The following is an 18,348-nucleotide window of genomic DNA, read 5'->3' on the forward strand; positions in this document are numbered from 1 at the left end:
AAAAACACCGGCAGTGCCATTCGTGTCAGGAACCATTTACGAATACAGCCAAAGGAATATAACAGTGCAACAACAGATTTTATTCAAAGTAACCTTGTTCTTCAGTGGCTTTTGCTGCCTTGCTGCATTCACGTTTGCAGCAGGTGCAGCAGAACCGAAGGTCCACGTCAAAATCCTGCGCGCGGATGAACTCAAACTGCAACAGAACGGCAAAAGCATGACGGCCACCCTGCTGGAAGTCACCCTCGATCCCCTCGCAGGCAGTCCCCCGCATCGGCATCCCGGTTCCGTCTCCGGTTATATCCTTGAAGGCACCTTCGAATTTCAGGTCGGCGACGGTCCCCTGCAGACCTTCCAAGCCGGCGATACTTTTTTCGAACCTGTGATGGTCCTGCACCGCATCGGCCGCAACCCCGATCCTCACAAACGAACCCGCTTCATCGTCACCATGGTGCATCCCTCCGACGCCAAACAACTGGTGATCCCCGAACCCCAATAAAAAAGCATCATAAATTTAACCGTCGCACACACATTAGCCGCAGGGCCTTCCCGGTTGTATTACGAAATTGGCATCAACCAAACCTACCTCCTGATGACTGAAGCCGGGAAATCAACTACCACGAAAACCACGAAACCACACGAAATTTGTAAATGATCCACAGAAAGCAGCACCGTGAACTCCCCTGCTCCTGGACACAACCGCCTCACTCGACTCGCCCTCTGTTTCGTTCGTCTGGCTCTGGCGGCGTCTTTCCTCTCCGCCGTCGCCGACCGTTTCGGTTTGTGGGGTACAACCGGAACCGGTGAAGTTGCCTGGGGCAGCTTTCCCCCGTTCGTCGAATACACGCGACTGCTGCTCTGGTTTTTACCCGAACCGCTGATCCTTCCCTTCGCCTGGACGGCCACGATCCTGGAGGTCCTGCTGGCGATCGGTCTCATCATCGGCTTTCATCTACGCTATGTCGCATACGCCAGCAGCCTGTTACTCCTCACCTTCGCCCTGGCCATGACATTTGGCACCGGCCCCGAAGGCCCCCTCTCCTTCTCCGTCTGGACCGCCTCCGCCGCTGCATTTATGCTCGCCACACACCCGCAGGTGCAACCGGCGACTGTAATGAAGTAAGATTTTCGACATAGACAGTAAAAATTTCGGCCTTTCGGTTCCCTGACATATTTCCCCTGAAATCGCTATTTTGCTTCTCTGATCAATCTGACCGTGACTATAATGGAGGTCGCTGTTCAGGAATGACTGTTTACTCAATCAACCAGAGAGGAGAATGCAAATGAGAGGCCTTGGAATGAAAGTATTGACTGCCGCAGTGGCACTGGCAATCAGCCCCCTGCTCCTGTCCGCTGCGGAACCGGGTTCCCAAGCCAGTGACGCCATCCAGTTGGATCCCATCGTCCGTGAAGGGACCGCGCATCTGAATTACGACGACGCGACCCGGGCGCGTTACCACTTCCACAACGGTCACTGGATGTTTGAAGCCGTAGCGGGACAATGGCTGATCCATCAGAACGGCGTCTGGAAACGCTCCAGGCCAATGAAGGACATTACGCCGACACTGCAGATGAGTTCCTACACTTCACAGGTTCCCGCTGAGCCTGGGCTGGAGCCTGTTCCGGAAAATCCGCCTATGATTGAGTCTCTACCTGACGGCGGCGTCATCTTCAGACCACCCCCAGGAGGCAATCCGCTCGGCCCCTACTTCGATCAGTTCATCCCCAGCTACGCCAGCACAGGGCGCGGCGGTTATGGAGGATATGGTGGCGGCTGTTATGGCGGCAGCTATTACGGTTCGTACCGCCGCTGGTAAAGCCGGAAACAGGTTACCGCAACAGCGAACCTGCTTCAGGATTGATGAGAACAGATAGCAACCGGTGTCAGGTCCAGTATCTTTTGGACCTGACACTTTAGTTGGTTCCCATATGCTGCTCACAGGGAATGAACCTAACTCCGTTCAATTTGTGATCTCTGATATTCTGACACAGCTCACTCGAAACAATGATCGCCTTCCAGGCAGATGCACCACTCCCAAAATACTCTTGTGTTTTCAGAATGGGACCGGCGGGCGGTTCTGTTAAAGCGGGAAACAGCCCCTTGTTGATCGACAGATATTTTGTGCGACCACAACTGACACAAGTTTCACAGGGCTGATCTTTCGAGAGTCGCAGGCCAGATTTCCCGGACGCTTTGAGATCCAGTTGTACTACCGACTGTAAGACTTGACCGGTCTTATACTGGATGACCGGCTGGCAACCAACGCCTGATGTTTGGAATACACTCTCCCATACATCAGGAATAACAAAAAACTCATCATACAACCAATGCAGTTGCAAAATATTTTTTCTCCCCCATTTGGGTTCATGTTTCATTTGAATGGGAGCGACCTGCCGTTTACCAATCCCACATTTCTCACAATATTCAGAGAGATCAAAGCTGGTGGAGAGGTATCCCAAGTCATCATCAGGCTGGGGGTAACCGTGATACCAGTCTGATTGCATCCGCAATGAACGGGCTTGATTCAATTCACTTCTGGTAAACTTCATCATAATCACATCGCCCATCTTCCAGTCTTTGATGAGTGACGCTACTTCAGGCCAGGCTGGATGTGATTCTTCAATATCAAATGCCACCAGCCGTACAAGAGAACTTTGTGAGCCTTCAACATCAAGACCCAGATCACGAAGCTGTTCAAGCTGCCAGAGCTCAGGAGTGAATGATACTCGATGAATTGTTTTCATTCTCAGGTTAGACTCCCGATCTATCACAATCACCCAGATTAAAGAACAGACATGGATTTTTTCGCTCCATAACTGCACTACATTCGCGAAATGACTTCCCATTCGTCTTCACGTACTCGGAACTCCCACTCGGCTTGAGCGACGGCTTTTTCGATGGCTTCATGGAATGTATCTGTCATCTCAACCCCATACGGGTCACAATACAAGAGGTAGAAACCGGGCGAATGAGGATATTGGACAATTTTCAGTTCCGCTGGCGGCATCATTTCTTCGGCTGCCGCCCCGAAATAGTGACGGGTCTTTCCGGTTGGCTGATGATGGTCAGCAAGCTTGATGCGCCGCCGCAATATTTCTTCTGACATCGTTGAGTCCGAGAGTTCTCTCAAATTGAAACAATGAGCTCGATCTATGATATACTTCAAGGACAATTCACTTTGACATTCTATTCTCAAATCTGGAAAATATCATAATCCATTTTATGACACACTACATTTAGAAAATGTTCGTTCTTAAATCCACTCTTACGTCTTGTACTTATTATGGCGTCTCACACCATGCCCGTCTCTACTGAAATACAGGTTCGTGTTGCCCATGCGGATGTGGTCATGAATATGGCGTTCCAGCGCTCGCTGGAATACTGGCAGCGCGGCGAAAAGGAAAGCGATCCCTGGCTGCAGCGGGCGGGCGACTCGGGTGCCATCTTCCTCGAAGAAAAACAAGCCCTCATCATCGAAGGGGACTGTCTCCATCAAGTCTCGGCTCCGGAAGGGGGCACGATTATTGTCTGCGGCAATCTGTACTCCACCCTGGATGTCAACGGCTTCTCCGAAATCATCATTACCGGCGATGTCAGACCAGACGGTTATATCAGAGCAGATAACTTCTGCCATGCATTTATTGGAGGCCGCCTCGAAGGCACGCTGCAGTCAGCCGGTTCGACCAAAGCCTGGATCGACTCTGATTTTTCAGGAGTGCTGAAAACCGGATCCCCTTCCGCACGCATCCACGTCGGCGGTGATTACACCGGGCGCATCATCCCCCATGAACAACCATCCTCACTCTTTCTGAACGTCGCCGGCTTCGCTGCGAATGAATCACTCTATAGAATCATGGAATACTACCCCAACCATGTCAACGCATCTATCGCCGTCAGCGATGTCCCGCCAGGCCTGTACCCGCTGGAGGAGTCTCATCGAAGAAACGAACGTGGCTATTGTTTTACCCGCTGGTCTGTTCAACAACAGCGATAATCAGCAATCAGTTGGGCATAAAAAAATGCCAGCGAAAAGTCACATTTTTCGGCCCCCACTCTCAGGTAAAACAAGACTCCCCCTGGGACGACTGATATACTGACACAGAATAGAACTCCGGTTCGCTGACAGAAATGTCGCGTCCCCCTTAAATCCTGCACTCGATTTCAAGGACCACTGATAATGTACCGCTTGAGTCTGCTGCTGTTTGCGCTGTTCTGTACCGCTCCGATATTCGCTGCGGAGAGACCCAACGTCCTGTTTATCGCCGTGGATGACTTGCGGCCTGAACTGGCATGTTATGGTAAGCAGCACATTCATTCGCCAAATATCGACAAGCTGGCGGAGAGCAGTGTACTGTTCGAGCGGGCGTTCTGCATGGTGCCCACCTGTGGTGCTTCGCGGGCCAGTCTGATGACAGGCATCCGCCCTTCGCGGAATCGCTTTGTCAACTTTCTCGCCTGGGCCGAACGCGATGCGCCCAAAGCGACGACCATGAATACGCAGTTCAAACAGAATGGCTACTACACGGCCTCGCTGGGTAAAATCTTCCATCACCCCGCCGACAACAAGCAGGGCTGGTCGGAACCGGCGTGGCGACCGAAAGGGGTGCAATGGTATCAGCGACCGGAAAATCAGGAAAAGCACGCCGCACGACAGAAACTGGGTAACAAGAAAAAAGGCCCCGCCTGGGAATCAGCCGACGTCCCCGATAACGCCTACATGGATGGCGTGCTGGCAGAGAAAGCTGTTGAAGAACTACAACAGCTCAAAAAGCAGGAACAGCCTTTTTTCCTGGCGGTCGGATTCTTCAAGCCACACCTGCCCTTCATCGCACCACAGAAATACTGGGATCTGTACGACCACGACAAGATCCAGTTGCCCGACAATTACAAAGTACCGCAGGACGCACCAAAAGAATCAATTCACAAATTCGGCGAACTGCGAGCCTACGCTGACATCCCCGCGAAGGGACCAGTCTCTGAGGAAACCGCCCGCAATCTGATTCACGGTTACTACGCCTGCGTAAGCTACACCGACGCGCAGATTGGTAAGCTGCTGGCGGAACTCGATCGTTTGAAATTGAGCGACAATACCATCGTCGTTCTCTGGGGTGATCATGGCTGGAACCTGGGAGACCACACGCTCTGGTGCAAACATAGTTGCTATGAAAGTTCGCTGCACATCCCGCTGATCGTGCGGGCACCGGGTATTAAAGGAGGGGAGCGTCGCACCCCTCTTATCGAATCAATCGACATTTACCCCACGCTCTGCGATCTGGCCGGCATCCCGCAGCCGAAACACCTGAAAGGGCAAAGCTTCGTTGCCCTGATGAAAGACTCTAAAGCAGAATGGAAACAGGCCGCTGTCAGCCGTTATAGAAACGGCGACACGATTCGCACCGATACGCTCCGTTATTCCGAGTACACGCTTCCCAAAGGCAAGCTGGTCTCACAGATGCTTTACGACTACAGCACCGACCCACTGGAGAACGTTAACGTTTCCGCACAGCAGGCCGACGCCGTCAAAGAGTTGTCCGCACAGTTAAACCAGCTCAAAGGCCGTAACCGAAAGCCCGGCAAAAGCAAGCAGAAGCCATAACGGCATTTATGGAGGGTAAACTGCTTTATATTAAAATCAGAATCAGAACGATAATTAAAATCAATCCGATACCTCCACTGGGCCCGTAACCCCAGTTACGACTGTAGCCCCACGTAGGTAAGGCTCCGAGCAGAAACAGAATCAGGATGACTAATAAAATTGTCTCTAACATGACTTCACTCCTTAGATGTATATCTCATTGAATTGTTTAAAATTTGTCAGACTTGACGATTACTGGTAAATGCAGTTTGTATGCCAGTAAACCTCTTCCGGCATTATTTTTCTCACATTCAATGAGAACCCTGTCTTTAAAGGGCTTATTAACACTCCCATCGTCTGTTTTCCTAAATCAGCGGGCTCCGCGATCCTTGAATCCACCGTAAGATGAGCGATCACAAACCAGCCTGGCAGACAAACCGACTCAGCCAAAGCAAAAAAAAAGCAAAAAAGGTGTCAGGAACCATAAATTTAAGGTTCCTGACACCTTTATTTAAAAAGAACCCGGGAAACAGATTGTTTCTGTTTCCCGGGTCTGAACAGAAGGCCCCAGCCAGTGGAACGAATATGTTCAGATCCGTTCCGGCCAATTCCGCTATAAGCATTTCATAAATGCGACCAGGGCCTGCTTTTCCTGCTCCGTCAGATCGGTTTGCAGTACCAGGTTAAAGAACTCCACCGTATCCGCCAGCGTCATCAGACGGCCGTCATGATGATACGGGGGAGAATCTTTAATCCCACGCAGTGTGAAAGTTTTAATCGGACCATCGGGCATATTGTACTGATCACTAATCATTTCAGTCTTGTAGAAACGCTCCAGATGCAGATCATGCATTTTATCGTCCAGATAGAACGGCGCCGGATGACATTCGGCACAACGGCCTTTGCCAAAGAAGACCTTCTGTCCCTGCAGTTCCAGTTCGGTGGCTTTTTCAGGAACCAGTTTCCCGAAGACATCCAGCTTGGGAGCCGGGGGAAAATCAAGCATATTCTGCATCTGTGCCATCATCGCGACGGCGTCGCTGCGATCAGGAAGATGCACGCCTTTCTTGGCGGCAATCACATGGTCGCCATCGAAATAGGCGGTTCGTTGTTCAAACTCACTGAAATCTTCGACGCTCCGTAACGATCGCTTTGAGCCATGTATCTGTTGATTGAACATGCCTCGCAGACTGACGGTGTCAATCCGAAAACGAGCGGCTTGAGGTCGGGTATCAGGATTTAAATGAAAGGCCGCATTCGTATGACCGTTCACATGACAGTCCAGGCAGGTCACCCCTAAACTTGCTTCTTTCACTTTGCGGTCTTCTGTCTGGTTAAACTGCTGTTGCGGGAACGGCGTCAGCAACAGACGCATGCCTTCCATCTGCACGGGAGTCACTTTCCCTTTCAACAGTTTGTAATAATTTTTGATCGACAGCACCTGTCCTTGCGAAATATCTCCCAGGTCGGGACGATTGGAAAGAAAGATCGGCGGTGGAAATTCAGGGGTCAAGTGATCGGGCAGATCGAAATCCACATCAAAACGGGACAGATCGCGGTTTTCCAGCTTCTGGATCGCATCAATCTGATTCTTGGGAAAGACCTGCCCTCCGACCGGATGATTGGCGTGCGGCAAAGGACGGAAGCCATACGGAAAGGTATCGGTCTCTTTAATACGTTCGGGGGTCGCCGCCGAGAGTTGTTCCCAGGTTACGCCTTCGGGCAATTTCACGCGTACTCCCTCCTGCACCGCTTTACGACCGCCGGACATCATGGTTTCAGAGGGTTGATCGCTCATGTCATAGCGATTTTGAAACAGATTTTCCTGACGCTGCATCAACTTCGGTTTTTTCTCTACATCCGCCTGCATAACCTCTTCAAGAGGCTTCTCTTTGACTACTGGCATATATGTCTGATCGGGCAGTTTCGGTTTTGCCTTGTCTGCCTCCTGTGACTTCAAAGCGGGTGCAAAAGAAGTGCAAAGCACCCCGGTCATTAAGCTGAGCATCAATAATTTACTCAATCGCTTACGTCGCATTGTTTTGTTCCTTTTTCCTGGCGATTTTCTGTTAATGCTGATTCAACAATCACCCCTTCCCGTTCGGTATATTGAACCAAACGGGCGCAGAGCTAACCGACCCGAGAATTCCTCAAGCAGAGACAATCGTTTTCCTGTCGCGGCAGCTTGAAGTAAGAGCAGATGTTATGCCAAACCGAGAGAGGGTGAACAAGAAAGCGCAGACACATCCATCCACAACACGCTATTGTACCGAATAATTTCGCAAGCCAGAAAGCAGATTTTACCATAGGAGCGGTAGGGGAATCCCCGATGCGGAAGATTTCCGATCAGCGTGGTGGTTTTCAAGCCAGGAGAATAGACCTCGCACGGTCCCTGCTGATTCCTCTCTGCGGAACGGACGGAAGGTAGGAATTTTAATCGTCTGCGGCTATTTCCCTGCCTCAGTCAGCGGTACAATTTGAATCGCATTGAACATCGAATACCCGCTGGGCCCCCGATGGCTGATGAGCGTCACTTCTTCGCCCGCCCTCTTTTTGAAATTAAAACTCACATACTGCAGGCCTTCGCGGTAAGGCTGTGTGCGATATTCCCACGTGTCATCATTGGCGGTCGCTTTTTTACCGACCACCCGCTTGCCGACTTTCAGTTCAATCTCCGCATGCTGATCGGGCGCATCGCCATGAGCGAAGACATAGATTTTGTATTTGCCCGCCGGAAGATCAAGGACTTTAGTTTCCAGATCCACACAGCGACAATTGTGATAAATATAACCATGGAAGATCCCGCTCTGCCCTTGAATGCCCCACTCCCCATCGTGGCGGGTCACACGCAGTCGGGCTGTGCTGGGAGTCGCATCGCTATAACGCATATAGTCGACGGCGGTCGTCCCGATATCCACCGAGTTCCAGACATCACTGGGCCGCCCCACGATGCCATCATAGTTTCCGAGTCCCGGATCGTGGGCAAACACGATGTTCAATGACCGTACCGCCGGCCGATTTCGGTTCTGACTCAGATCCGGATGTGCTCCATTCTTCAATGTTCCTGGAACAGATGCGTCAGGGAGCGGCTTCAATTCATTTCGCTTCGGCTGTAAGGGGAGTGACTCCTGTCGGGACACTTGTTTCGGCAGCTGTGAATTTTGCGAATTCAGAAGCGCTGAGGGAACCGGCTTCACGGCAACGGAAGGCGCATCTTTCGTCACTGGCGGTTTGGCTTGAGATGTTTGCTTGAGAGACTCTGGATTAGATTGCTGCTCGGCAGCCTGATTTGTACTGCGCTGTTGCGCGTAGGCGGACCCGTTGAACGCCACCTGAAAGACTCCCAACAGGCCGGTCAAGCCGATAAACGTGATTGCCAGTGTGACCATGGTCCGCAGACGGACCGGGCGTCGATCCTGGGTCTCCTGGAGAATCGCCTGCAGCCGCTCTGCAAACCCATTGCGCGACGCCATCGAGACAGCCAGATACTTCAGCCTGCGACTTGCCTGAAATCGCGAGACTACCTGCAACAGTTGGTCGGCGTAGTCGGAAGCCCGTGTTCCATTTTGTAAGACAATATCATCGCAGGCACGTTCCCGTTCGAAATACACACAGCGGGCGGCGAACCAGACCAGTGGGTTAAACCAGTAGACTGCACACGTCAGTTGCACAAACAGTTGCAACAGGCAATCACGACGCGAGACATGCGCCAGCTCATGCAATAGCGCACAACGGACATCCTGCTCTGACCACTGCTCTGCTTCGCGCGGCAGCAGGATCGATGCACGCAGCATGCCCCAGGTCATCGGCATCGTCCACTCTTCTTTCACCAGCAAGGTAACGGGCTGCGCACAACCCAGCGTTTCGCGACAGGTCTGCAGCAGTTCAAACAACCGTCCCTCCGACACCATTTCACACTGCCGACGAACAGACCAAAGACGAACCGGCATCATCGCCAGCCGGAGACACATCAACGCGACTCCTGTTAACCAGCACAGGCTCAACCACTGCATCGACTGTGAAAGGTTAGAAATTGTCACTACCGAATCACTGCGTTGAACACGGTTCTGAGCTGCGAGTGCGGCCGCAGAGGGAATCTGAGGTAGTCTGGCCGAAACGCTTGTCAGAGCAGACTGTGCAGGATAATCAACCGGTTCGGTTGCAGGCAATGATGGAATCTGGTTCGCAGCGTTCGCCTGCGGCTGGGAAAACGCTCCCATCGTCCATTTCGGCAGACACACATTGATTACCGGCAAAGCAAGTACCGCCAGAAGCGCGACGCCCCAGACAGAATGCCGGACGGAGGCGCTCGCCTGTCGCAGCAGTCGCGTTATCAGGAAGGCGGCAACCAGTATCGCAGTCGACTTGATCATCAGGTCCAGCAGGAAATCGGGCTGCCCAAACAACGTAATGAGATTCAATTCTGTTGCCATCGCTTAATTTCCCTTTTCTCGTGCTGCTTTGATTAGTTTGACCATCTCACGCAATTCGTCGTCGGTCAGCGTATCGTCGCCACTGGTCAGCTGCGCCGCCAAAGCCTGTTTGAACGAACCATCAAAGAAAGTCTGGATCACATGCTTCAGCGCTTTCGTCCCTTCGGGTCGTCGTGGCGACGTGGGTGCGTACACAAACTCGCGTCCCTGCTTGTGCCTGCGCACGATGGTCTTTTCCATCAGGATACGCAGCATGGTCCGAATCGCGGTCGGTGTCGGGGCGTTCGGCAGATCACTCTGGATCTCCAGCACCGTCGCTTCCCCGCGCGAATAGATCGAATCCATAATCTGGCGTTCCCGCCTGCTGAGTTCGATGTGCTGTGACATTTCCCGTTCCCTGAATGGACTTTAAAACTGATACGCTAAATTATTAGCGTTTCTACGGGACGTGTCAATACGAAAAGCTAATTTATTAGCGAATGATAAAACAGAGAGTCATAAATTATCAGCTCTCAGACTGATCGTCGTTCTGATCCTGGCGATTAAGCAGCAGCGTTTTTTTATCCATGAGCGGCTTAATGGCGAAGAAATGAAACAACGCCACCCCCAGGACACAGGCTATCATCATCGGAACCTGGACATTTTTTGAACCAGCTAAATAGTAGAACAACAACAGATAACTCATCCACGCCAGCACATTCACGCCGATCTTCATTGCTTCCGTTTTCTGATCCATCGTCAGTCCCAGTTGACGTGCAAGCCGTTGGTCCAGGAATCGATTCGCCAGGAATTCAAAAACAGCGGTTCCGATTCCCCAGGCCACCAGCAGAAAATAATCGGGGGTGGTAGATAAGACAAACATCAGGAGCAGAGTGAAATAAGCAGCAAACGTCAGCAGTTGCACAATGATGAACGGAACGATCAATTTGCGATTCCAGAACTCCGGAACACTTTCGCCATACTTAACGAGAAATCTGGTAGCCCGGTGGCTGAACAATGCCGTTCCCCCCACCCCAAGCACTAGCACATGTGTGTTTCCGGCTGGTGTAAAATAATACCAGGCGAAAAAGGCAGCATAAAAAACAAATGCCAGAACCTTGACACCGATCCATAATTTTGCGACGAGTTTTAATTCCTGAACACACCGGGCAGACTGCGGATTGGTCATGTTCTCACCTTTTAAGCAGTAAACAGACAACCGTTGTCATTTCTGCTGCTCACAAATTAAGTCACCTCATCAACATAGTCACAGTAAAAACAGGTCTCTTCCGGATTTGAAAACAGGCACTCACAGTCGGGACTCTGACATCCCCAGACTTTGAATGTCGTCTTCGAACCCTCACAAATATTTGCAATGTCAACTGCATCCAGCTCGAGTTCCCATTTGGGGCGTCTGTTTGACACAGCGTTTGTTTCGGGAAAATAGGTAAATCCATATTCCCGAGAGCCCTCATCCATTAGACCGCCATAAGCCCTTTCATATTGCAACAGATCATCCGATTCCATCAGGGCTGACTCATCTTCGGTTTCAATCAACTCATGCACATGCTGCATGAATTCCCGGAAATCCTCCGGAATCGAAACCGTCTGCTGTAATTTCGGTTGCTTCTGTTCGCGACGCATCAAGAGATCACTACCTTCTATGAGAATTCGGGAACACCATTTCATCTAGTTATCAGAGAGATTCGAGAAAAAATGAGCCCCCCTTTTCAGGGATCTGCTTTTTCTTCTTTGCGTTCCGTGACGGTTCCCTCTTCTTTGATATAAACTCGAGTTCCTGCTGGGAAATCAAGACTCGAAAAAACAGTATCAGACAGTTGCTGCAGATCAAGCGAGATGCTGGTGACATGGAATTTTTCCCGCCAGGAAAGCTGCTGTTTCCCTTCCCGTTTGATCACGAACGAATCGTATCGGTCGGTGTGAAACCTGACAGGTATCCAGACGCCGGGTTGGACTTCCCGCCATTCATCGACCGTCGATTCCGCAACAGGCGACTCTTTTGACCAGCGATACGTATAACTCAAATTCCGCACAGGCAGCAGATTTCTGTCCACAGCCAGCCAGAGTTCCCAACCGTTATGGCGGGTTCCGTTGGAGAGAATGACATCAATCAGAATTCTCTTGCATTGAAGTCCCTGAAATTCACGATCTTCTAAAATTTGAGTTTCAATTTTCGAACCGGGAGTCACATACGATGGGTTCGGGTATGCCAATACCGCTGGCATCCCTTTCATATATGTTGAAAGAGGAACCTGGGGGCATCCGCTACCAAGCAGATACATATGCGGCCGAACCAGGTTCGTCAGGCTCGGGTACTCATCCGAAATCTGCCCCCTGTTCTGAGCTTGATTTTGTTTCGTCTTCTCTGTTGTCGGCATAATTTGCTTTCGCAGACTGCGAAACGTGGTTCCATCATAAACCTGAAGTGATACCGACTCACTATATCTGCTTTGGGGACGATTCCTGGGAATTTTCACTCTCCCAATATATCCCACCTTTAAACGTCCTTGGGATTTCTTCTCCAGTCGAAATTTCCGCCCCTGCAAAGTGAGTGAATAGTCCCACTGTTTTCGAATCTGCTGATCCGGGTCGTCCGCCTTGGGATAATCCTCGTAAACGCGTGTCAGCTTGAGCTGCTGGTCTACATAGAACTTCTCATTGCGTTCGATCTGGCGAATCAGATCCTGCAATGTTTCGACCTGCTGTCCCCCGGATGCAGGTTCCTTCGACTCAGCCTGCGCCCGGGGTTTATCTGGTTCCGCTCCTGTAGCAGAGACGGAGAATACATGGACTGGAATCAGTATCAGAAGAGAGAGTGGTAAGGAATTTCTCGTCAGATTCTTCTGTAACAGCACGTTGATTCTCCTGGTGACTCAATGAGAAACGAAGTCCAGCTTCTTCAATTCAGCTTTCTTCAATCTTTCGCATCCTGCTTGGGAATGATGTTCAGCTTGGCCAGCCATTCCATTGACTGCTTCTGCCAGGCGTCCCACATCGGGCCTTTGTATCCATTCAATCCATGTCCGCCGGAAGGAAGTTCCAGCAGTTGGGAAGGAATCTTCTGCGCCTGCAAAGCCGCATACAGATCCTGGCTGTTTTTGATGGGCACCGGTTTGTCGTCGACCGCATGCGCCAGGAAGATGGGCGGCGTCTGTTTGGTCACCTGCTTTTCATTGGAGAAGAGTTTCACCATTTCCGGCGTCGGATTGTTGCCCAGCAGGTTTTTACGCGAGCCCCCATGTGTGCTTTCTCCCATCGTGACAACAGGGTACACCAAAATCGCAAAGTCGGGACGACTGCTTTCGCGGTCGATCAGTTCTTTCGCCTGGGGGTTCCCATTATCAAAATGCGTCGCCGCTGTTGAAGCCAGATGGCCGCCGGCGGAAAAGCCCATGATACCGATCCGATCGGGATCAATGTCCCAGCGTTTGGCGTTCGCTCGTACCACACGAATCGCCCGCTGCGCATCCATCAATGGCACATACGTGCGACCGTGGGGCATCCGGTATTCCAGCACGATGCCGGTAATCCCGTGCTGATTAAGCCACCTGGCAATGCCGTGCCCTTCTCCGGCGGTTACCAGTCGCTGATAACCGCCGCCCGGACAGATCACAATCGCGGCCCCGTTTCCTTTAGCTGGTCGATGCACGGTGATTTTCGCGTCTTCCTTTTTGAAGTGCTCCCTGTCAATCGGTGCGTGACCGTTCCATAGCGACAACTCTTCCGGAGCCAGACTGGTGGCTTTGGTCGAGACACTGACCGTCGGCGGAACCAGCAACGCGGACAAGACCTGCGCGTAAACGCGATGCCCGAAATCATTCGGATGATTGACGCCGTTACCGGTCAGATCCCAGTCCTGTTTCTGCTTGAGAAACTCCGTCCAGATCGAAGTCATATCTGCCAGCGCGACTCCCGGCTCGCACAGTTCGGCCAATGCATCACGATACTGGGGAAACAGTTCGTGTTTGAGCCGCACCCAGTCCCGGTTGCCCAGCATGGGAGCAACGAGAATGAATTCGGCTTTCGGCAGTTTTTTTCGGACCGCTTCCATCAGGGCTTTCGTGTTGGCCTGATATTCTTTGGCAGAGCGACCGGCGGAATCGTTCATGCCAAACGCGATGATCACCAGGTCGGGCTGTGGTGCCACCACCTGATCCACTTCTGTCAAAGCCCAGCGCGTGTCTTTACCCCCGACTGAAGGATTGGTGACTTTGACCTTCGTCTGATACTGATGTTCCAGATGCTGCTGCAGCAGTTCCAGAAACGCCGGCTGAAACGGCGCCGCTCCTGCCCAGCCCGACGCATTACAGCCCGTGGAGATACTATCCCCCATTAATACGATGGAAACCGGTTTCTGGTCGCGCAGCTTGTTTATTGTGCGCGGCAGTGCTTTCTCATCAAAGGTCGCTACGATCGCCTGCCAGTCGACGGGTTCATGAGTGTAGGTAATGCTGGTCTGCATGTTGTGATATTCGAGTTTCCCTCCAAAGAAGATCTCACCATTCCCGTCGCGGTGCGTCAGTTTATGTCGCTGCGAATCATCGGGCCGCCGCAAGTCAGCCGGCGTCTGCGAATTGATTCTCGAATTCGCAGGCAGAACAATTTCGTGTGTGCCCGGTTTCCAGCGATAGTCGCGCCCTGCCTCATAGGTAACGGTGCCCGCGGAATTGGTCACCTTCAGAACTTTATCGACCGGAAACAACACCGATGCGCGTGCTTCCCCGGTTTTCGGATCTTTAATAAACAACACCGATTCCCCCCGCACCGTATCCTCCTGCCAGAACGGCTGCAGCAATTCCGGTTGATACTTCCACTTTGCGGAAGCGTCAGGATCAGCAGCGAATGTCATTCCTGACAGCAACAGGACTCCCACTGTCAGAACAGAGGTCAGTCGCCAGGATCTGTTGACTTTGAATGCAGAAAAGAAAAACCGACCGTTGATTCGATGAGGGCTGTTCACAAAAAACCTCCGATTGAGCTGCCTGGACGAGGATATCACTGTTACAATAAAATCGACCTGTATTGTACAGTGTTCGATTTCGTTTGTCTGCTGAATTGAAAGAAATGTCGACAAACCGAAAATATCAAGCAGATCGGAGACAATCATGCGTAATTCATTTCTTGTTGCCTCTATTTTCCTGATGATTATTCTGATCGGAACTGCAGATACGACCGCCCGGATTGGTGACGGAAAAACGCCGGAATTGAAACCGCCCGAGCCCACTCTGGATAATTCTGATGTCAGATTTGAGGGTAACTTTTTCGGTCTGGATCTCAGTATCTCCCGCCGCGCCGATCAGTTTGCCAAAAAACTGTCAGCCGACGATGTCAACTGGTTGTTGAAAAATCTGAAGCATAAAGATCGATTCGCGATCTGCCACGTCATCCTGTTAATGCACTGGGGACCTCCTGCTTCAGAAGAGAAAGCGGAACGGGATCTGGGAGACTGGTATGGATTGACTGTAGAAATTTCAGACAAAGTACGGTATCAGCTTTCGGATCGCGACAAATTGCATGCACTCTGGACTAAAGCGCTGTCTGATCCCAAATCGCAATTCAAATACGGCAAAGCGATGCCGATCGACCCGCCCTTTAAAAGAAAGCAGAAAAAGAAGCAGTAGGATTAAATGGCACTGTTGGCTGCTTCTCATTCCGAGAGTGAATACAACACATTTTCTTATTTATCCCTGATCTATTTATCCCTGATCTAAGTTACTCAACGACAACAGCCCGTTTGAATTTAGGGATGACTGGCGTAAGAACGCTGCTGATTTTTTGCTGGTCATCTCTGAGACGAACAGATTCAACCTTTCCAAGTGTCTGATCCAGCATTGAGAAAGCAGACGCTACGCTTTTGTGGAGGATTCTGAACTCGCTCTGAAAGTGATGCCCCGCATGCAGGCAGCGGGTGTGCCTGTGGTCTCAATAGATGAAATCAGGACGTAACGATTTTGCTGAATGGTCCTGCAAAAGAACGTCTTTTTCAGTGAAGTCATCACCATGCCCTGTCCGTTTGACCTGCAAGCTTTGGCAGCCTGTTTCGCGTTGTGTTTCTCAAGTCGGTCTTCAGCCGATCCCGCTCCGTTTTCAGATCAGGAATCGGCCAAGCAAATGACTCAAAAAACCGATTGCAGCCAGTAACTTTTTGTACCCTTATGTGAGCGCATATTCCTGCTGACTAAGACAAAATTAATCCGCTTTGCATTAGTTTTTACTGTTGCGTTGTGTATAGAATATAAGATACAGGTCCAGCCTGTCACTTCACTTGCAGTCTGGTACGCTGTCATATCTGAACAATTCAAGGAACGACTCTGGGAGTTATTGCATGTCAGGAAACCAAATTGGTCGCCGCGGTCTGATTGCGCGGCACTGGAAGTTAAGCAGTTGTTGTATTGCCGCCTTTGCATTCATCGTCTTCTCCAGCCTGCCCGACTCCGAGGCAGCACCACGACGAAAACCCGTCGCAAAGAAAGCCGCTCCGAAAAAAGCAGAACCGCTCCCGCCACGATTCACAGTCAAATCCAGGCCCGTCAGTACGACCAAACTTTCATCAGCCATCAAATCGGCAGAACAGATCGACAAGCTGGTCGAATCCAACTATCGGAAATACAAAGTCGAACCCAACCCGATGACGACCGACGAGCAGTTTCTGCGTCGCATTTACCTCGACATCACTGGCGCGATTCCGACTTATCGGGAAACAAAATACTTCCTGGCGTCACGCCACCCCGACAAACGTAAGATGTTGATCGACCGACTGTTGAACAGCGACGGTTACGCCAGCCACTTCTACAACTACTGGGCCGACGTATTACGTTACACCGACCGTTTGAACAACAACGTCGATGGTTCTCCTTATCGTCAGTGGATCAAACAATGCCTGGCAGAGAACAAGCCCTGGGACAAAATGGTCAGTGAAATGATCACCGCAGAAGGTCTGATCTGGGAGAATCCTGCGACGGGTTACATGCAGCGTGATTCCGGCATGCCGCTGGACAACATGAATAATACCGTGCGTATTTTCCTGGGAACCCGCATCGGCTGTGCCCAATGCCACGATCATCCCTTTGATCGCTGGAAGCAGAAAGAGTTCTACGAAATGGCGGCGTTCACGTTTGGTTCCTCAACCCGCGCCAGTGGCCGCGACAAACGCTTCTATACCGGTCAGGACCCGAACAGCCGTCTGCGTAAAGAATTTGCGGAACTGGATCAGGAAGAAAAAGACCGACGACGGAAACAAGGCAGATTCAATCGCATGATCCGCGTGAACATGATGGTTGTGCACGACAATAACCGGAAGATCCAGTTGCCCCACGACTACGCTTATACTGATGCAAAACCGAAATCAGTTGTGCAACCCAAAACCATCTTCGGCAAACCGGCTGACATTCGCAAAGGTGAAACACCTCGCCAGGCATTCGCCCGCTGGATGGTCGCTGAAGAAAATCCCCGGTTTGCCCTGACCATCGCCAATCGACTCTGGACACAGGCCTTTGGACGGGGTCAGATCGAACCTGTCGACGACATGATGGACAGCACCGTTGCAGAAAATCCCGAACTGATGAAATTCCTCGAATCTGAAATGAAACGACTGAATTTCGATATGAAGGAATACCTGCGAATCCTGTTTAACACCAAAACCTACCAGCGACAGGCCTCCACCAAGGATGTCCCGCTGAGTGAATTCTACCATTTCCAGGGACCGGTTCTGCGTCGCATGACAGCCGAGCAGGCCTGGGATTCCTTCCTGACGATCGCCGTCGTCGATCCCGAAGAATACCGGGAACTGCCCGCAGAAATGGAAACCGAAATCATCTCGGTCGACCTCAATAAAGCCACCGCCCAGGAGGTCCTGGATGCGGATGAAAAGAAACGGGAAGAAATTGACCGCACACGATACAAGCGGGAAAAGAAATATCGGTACAAAGGCCAGCTGCTGGCACGTGCTTCCGAACTTCCCTCACCGGTACCGCCCAGTCACTTCCTGCGTACGTTCGGCCAGTCTGATCGTGAGCTGATCTCAGGTTCGTCTGACACCGGCTCCGTGCCACAGGTACTGTTCATGTTTAACGGCCCGGTCACTCACATGATGCTGGAAAAAGGTTCCACGATCTATAACAACGTGATCGAGCAGAAAACGATCAAAGATGGCGTCGATGTCATTTTCATGACCATCCTCAACCGTCGTCCCGACGCTGACGAACAAAAAATTGCCATTAGTGAAATCGAAACGAATGGACCTGCGGGTTACGGAAACGTGATCTGGTCACTCGTGAATACACGCGAGTTTCTGTTTATCCAATAACACCACTCCGGCTCCCTCCGTTCGAAAGGCGGGA

17 protein-coding genes are annotated in these 18,348 nt (G+C 51.3%); 7 read left to right on the plus strand and 10 right to left on the minus strand.

The features are described 5' to 3' along the window. The first annotated feature begins 64 nt into the window (after positions 1-64). From Pan161_RS09215 to Pan161_RS09225, 3 genes are all read left to right on the plus strand, one after another. On the plus strand, positions 65-499 hold the full coding sequence (locus Pan161_RS09215; protein WP_197995796.1) for a cupin domain-containing protein: 435 nt from the start codon (positions 65-67) through the stop codon (positions 497-499). Between the two features lie 174 nt (positions 500-673). After that, on the plus strand, positions 674-1,123 hold the full coding sequence (locus Pan161_RS09220) for a DoxX family protein (protein WP_145226084.1): 450 nt from the start codon (positions 674-676) through the stop codon (positions 1,121-1,123). Between the two features lie 160 nt (positions 1,124-1,283). After that, on the plus strand, positions 1,284-1,817 hold the full coding sequence (locus Pan161_RS09225) for a hypothetical protein (protein WP_145226086.1): 534 nt from the start codon (positions 1,284-1,286) through the stop codon (positions 1,815-1,817). A 97-nt stretch (positions 1,818-1,914) separates the two neighbouring features. On the opposite strand, the gene Pan161_RS09230 is transcribed toward Pan161_RS09225, so the two are convergent. Both Pan161_RS09230 and Pan161_RS09235 read right to left on the minus strand, forming a co-directional pair. Continuing rightward, positions 1,915-2,745, minus strand: coding sequence for a hypothetical protein (locus Pan161_RS09230; protein WP_145226088.1), 831 nt, complete (start codon positions 2,743-2,745; stop codon positions 1,915-1,917). A 77-nt stretch (positions 2,746-2,822) separates the two neighbouring features. Then, a complete protein-coding gene (locus tag Pan161_RS09235; RefSeq protein WP_145226090.1) occupies positions 2,823-3,107 on the minus strand; it encodes a hypothetical protein in 285 nt (94 codons plus the stop codon). Between the two features lie 192 nt (positions 3,108-3,299). On the opposite strand from Pan161_RS09235, the gene Pan161_RS09240 reads away from it, so the two are divergent. Together Pan161_RS09240 and Pan161_RS09245 are read left to right on the plus strand one after the other, a co-directional pair. Beyond that, a complete protein-coding gene (locus Pan161_RS09240; RefSeq protein WP_145226092.1) occupies positions 3,300-3,995 on the plus strand; it encodes a hypothetical protein in 696 nt (231 codons plus the stop codon). A gap of 183 nt (positions 3,996-4,178) precedes the next feature. Beyond that, positions 4,179-5,597, plus strand: a complete 1,419-nt coding sequence (locus Pan161_RS09245; RefSeq protein WP_145226094.1) for a sulfatase — start codon at positions 4,179-4,181, stop codon at positions 5,595-5,597. Positions 5,598-5,622: 25 nt separating this feature from the next. Here Pan161_RS09245 and Pan161_RS09250 read toward each other — a convergent pair whose 3' ends face one another. The 8 genes from Pan161_RS09250 to Pan161_RS30960 form a co-directional block, all read right to left on the minus strand. After that, positions 5,623-5,769, minus strand: coding sequence for a DUF3309 family protein (locus Pan161_RS09250; protein ID WP_145226096.1), 147 nt, complete (start codon positions 5,767-5,769; stop codon positions 5,623-5,625). Positions 5,770-6,189: 420 nt separating this feature from the next. Further along, positions 6,190-7,614 (minus strand): cytochrome B6, encoded by a 1,425-nt coding sequence (locus tag Pan161_RS09255; RefSeq protein ID WP_145226098.1) that lies wholly within the window; start codon positions 7,612-7,614, stop codon positions 6,190-6,192. Positions 7,615-8,023: 409 nt separating this feature from the next. Then, complete coding sequence (locus Pan161_RS09260) at positions 8,024-10,009, minus strand: M56 family metallopeptidase (protein WP_145226100.1); 1,986 nt, start codon at positions 10,007-10,009, stop codon at positions 8,024-8,026. 3 nt (positions 10,010-10,012) lie between these two features. Continuing rightward, on the minus strand, positions 10,013-10,396 hold the full coding sequence (locus tag Pan161_RS09265; RefSeq protein ID WP_145226102.1) for a BlaI/MecI/CopY family transcriptional regulator: 384 nt from the start codon (positions 10,394-10,396) through the stop codon (positions 10,013-10,015). 118 nt (positions 10,397-10,514) lie between these two features. After that, on the minus strand, positions 10,515-11,177 hold the full coding sequence (locus Pan161_RS09270; protein ID WP_145226104.1) for a hypothetical protein: 663 nt from the start codon (positions 11,175-11,177) through the stop codon (positions 10,515-10,517). Positions 11,178-11,233: 56 nt separating this feature from the next. Next, complete coding sequence (locus Pan161_RS09275) at positions 11,234-11,632, minus strand: hypothetical protein (protein ID WP_145226106.1); 399 nt, start codon at positions 11,630-11,632, stop codon at positions 11,234-11,236. 86 nt (positions 11,633-11,718) lie between these two features. Then, positions 11,719-12,864: a hypothetical protein gene (locus tag Pan161_RS09280; RefSeq protein WP_145226107.1), complete on the minus strand. Its 1,146-nt coding sequence runs from the start codon at positions 12,862-12,864 to the stop codon at positions 11,719-11,721. Positions 12,865-12,923: 59 nt separating this feature from the next. Further along, positions 12,924-14,969: a GDSL-type esterase/lipase family protein gene (locus Pan161_RS30960; RefSeq protein WP_232103674.1), complete on the minus strand. Its 2,046-nt coding sequence runs from the start codon at positions 14,967-14,969 to the stop codon at positions 12,924-12,926. 145 nt (positions 14,970-15,114) lie between these two features. On the opposite strand from Pan161_RS30960, the gene Pan161_RS09290 reads away from it, so the two are divergent. Continuing rightward, a complete protein-coding gene (locus Pan161_RS09290; RefSeq protein ID WP_145226109.1) occupies positions 15,115-15,630 on the plus strand; it encodes a hypothetical protein in 516 nt (171 codons plus the stop codon). Positions 15,631-16,334: 704 nt separating this feature from the next. Continuing rightward, positions 16,335-18,314 carry a DUF1549 domain-containing protein gene (locus tag Pan161_RS09295; RefSeq protein ID WP_145226111.1) on the plus strand — a complete coding sequence of 660 codons (1,980 nt, stop codon included), beginning with the start codon at positions 16,335-16,337 and terminating at the stop codon, positions 18,312-18,314. Positions 18,315-18,348 lie beyond the last annotated feature (34 nt).

Source organism: Gimesia algae (assembly GCF_007746795.1).
GTDB classification, from domain to species: Bacteria; Planctomycetota; Planctomycetia; order Planctomycetales; family Planctomycetaceae; genus Gimesia; species Gimesia algae.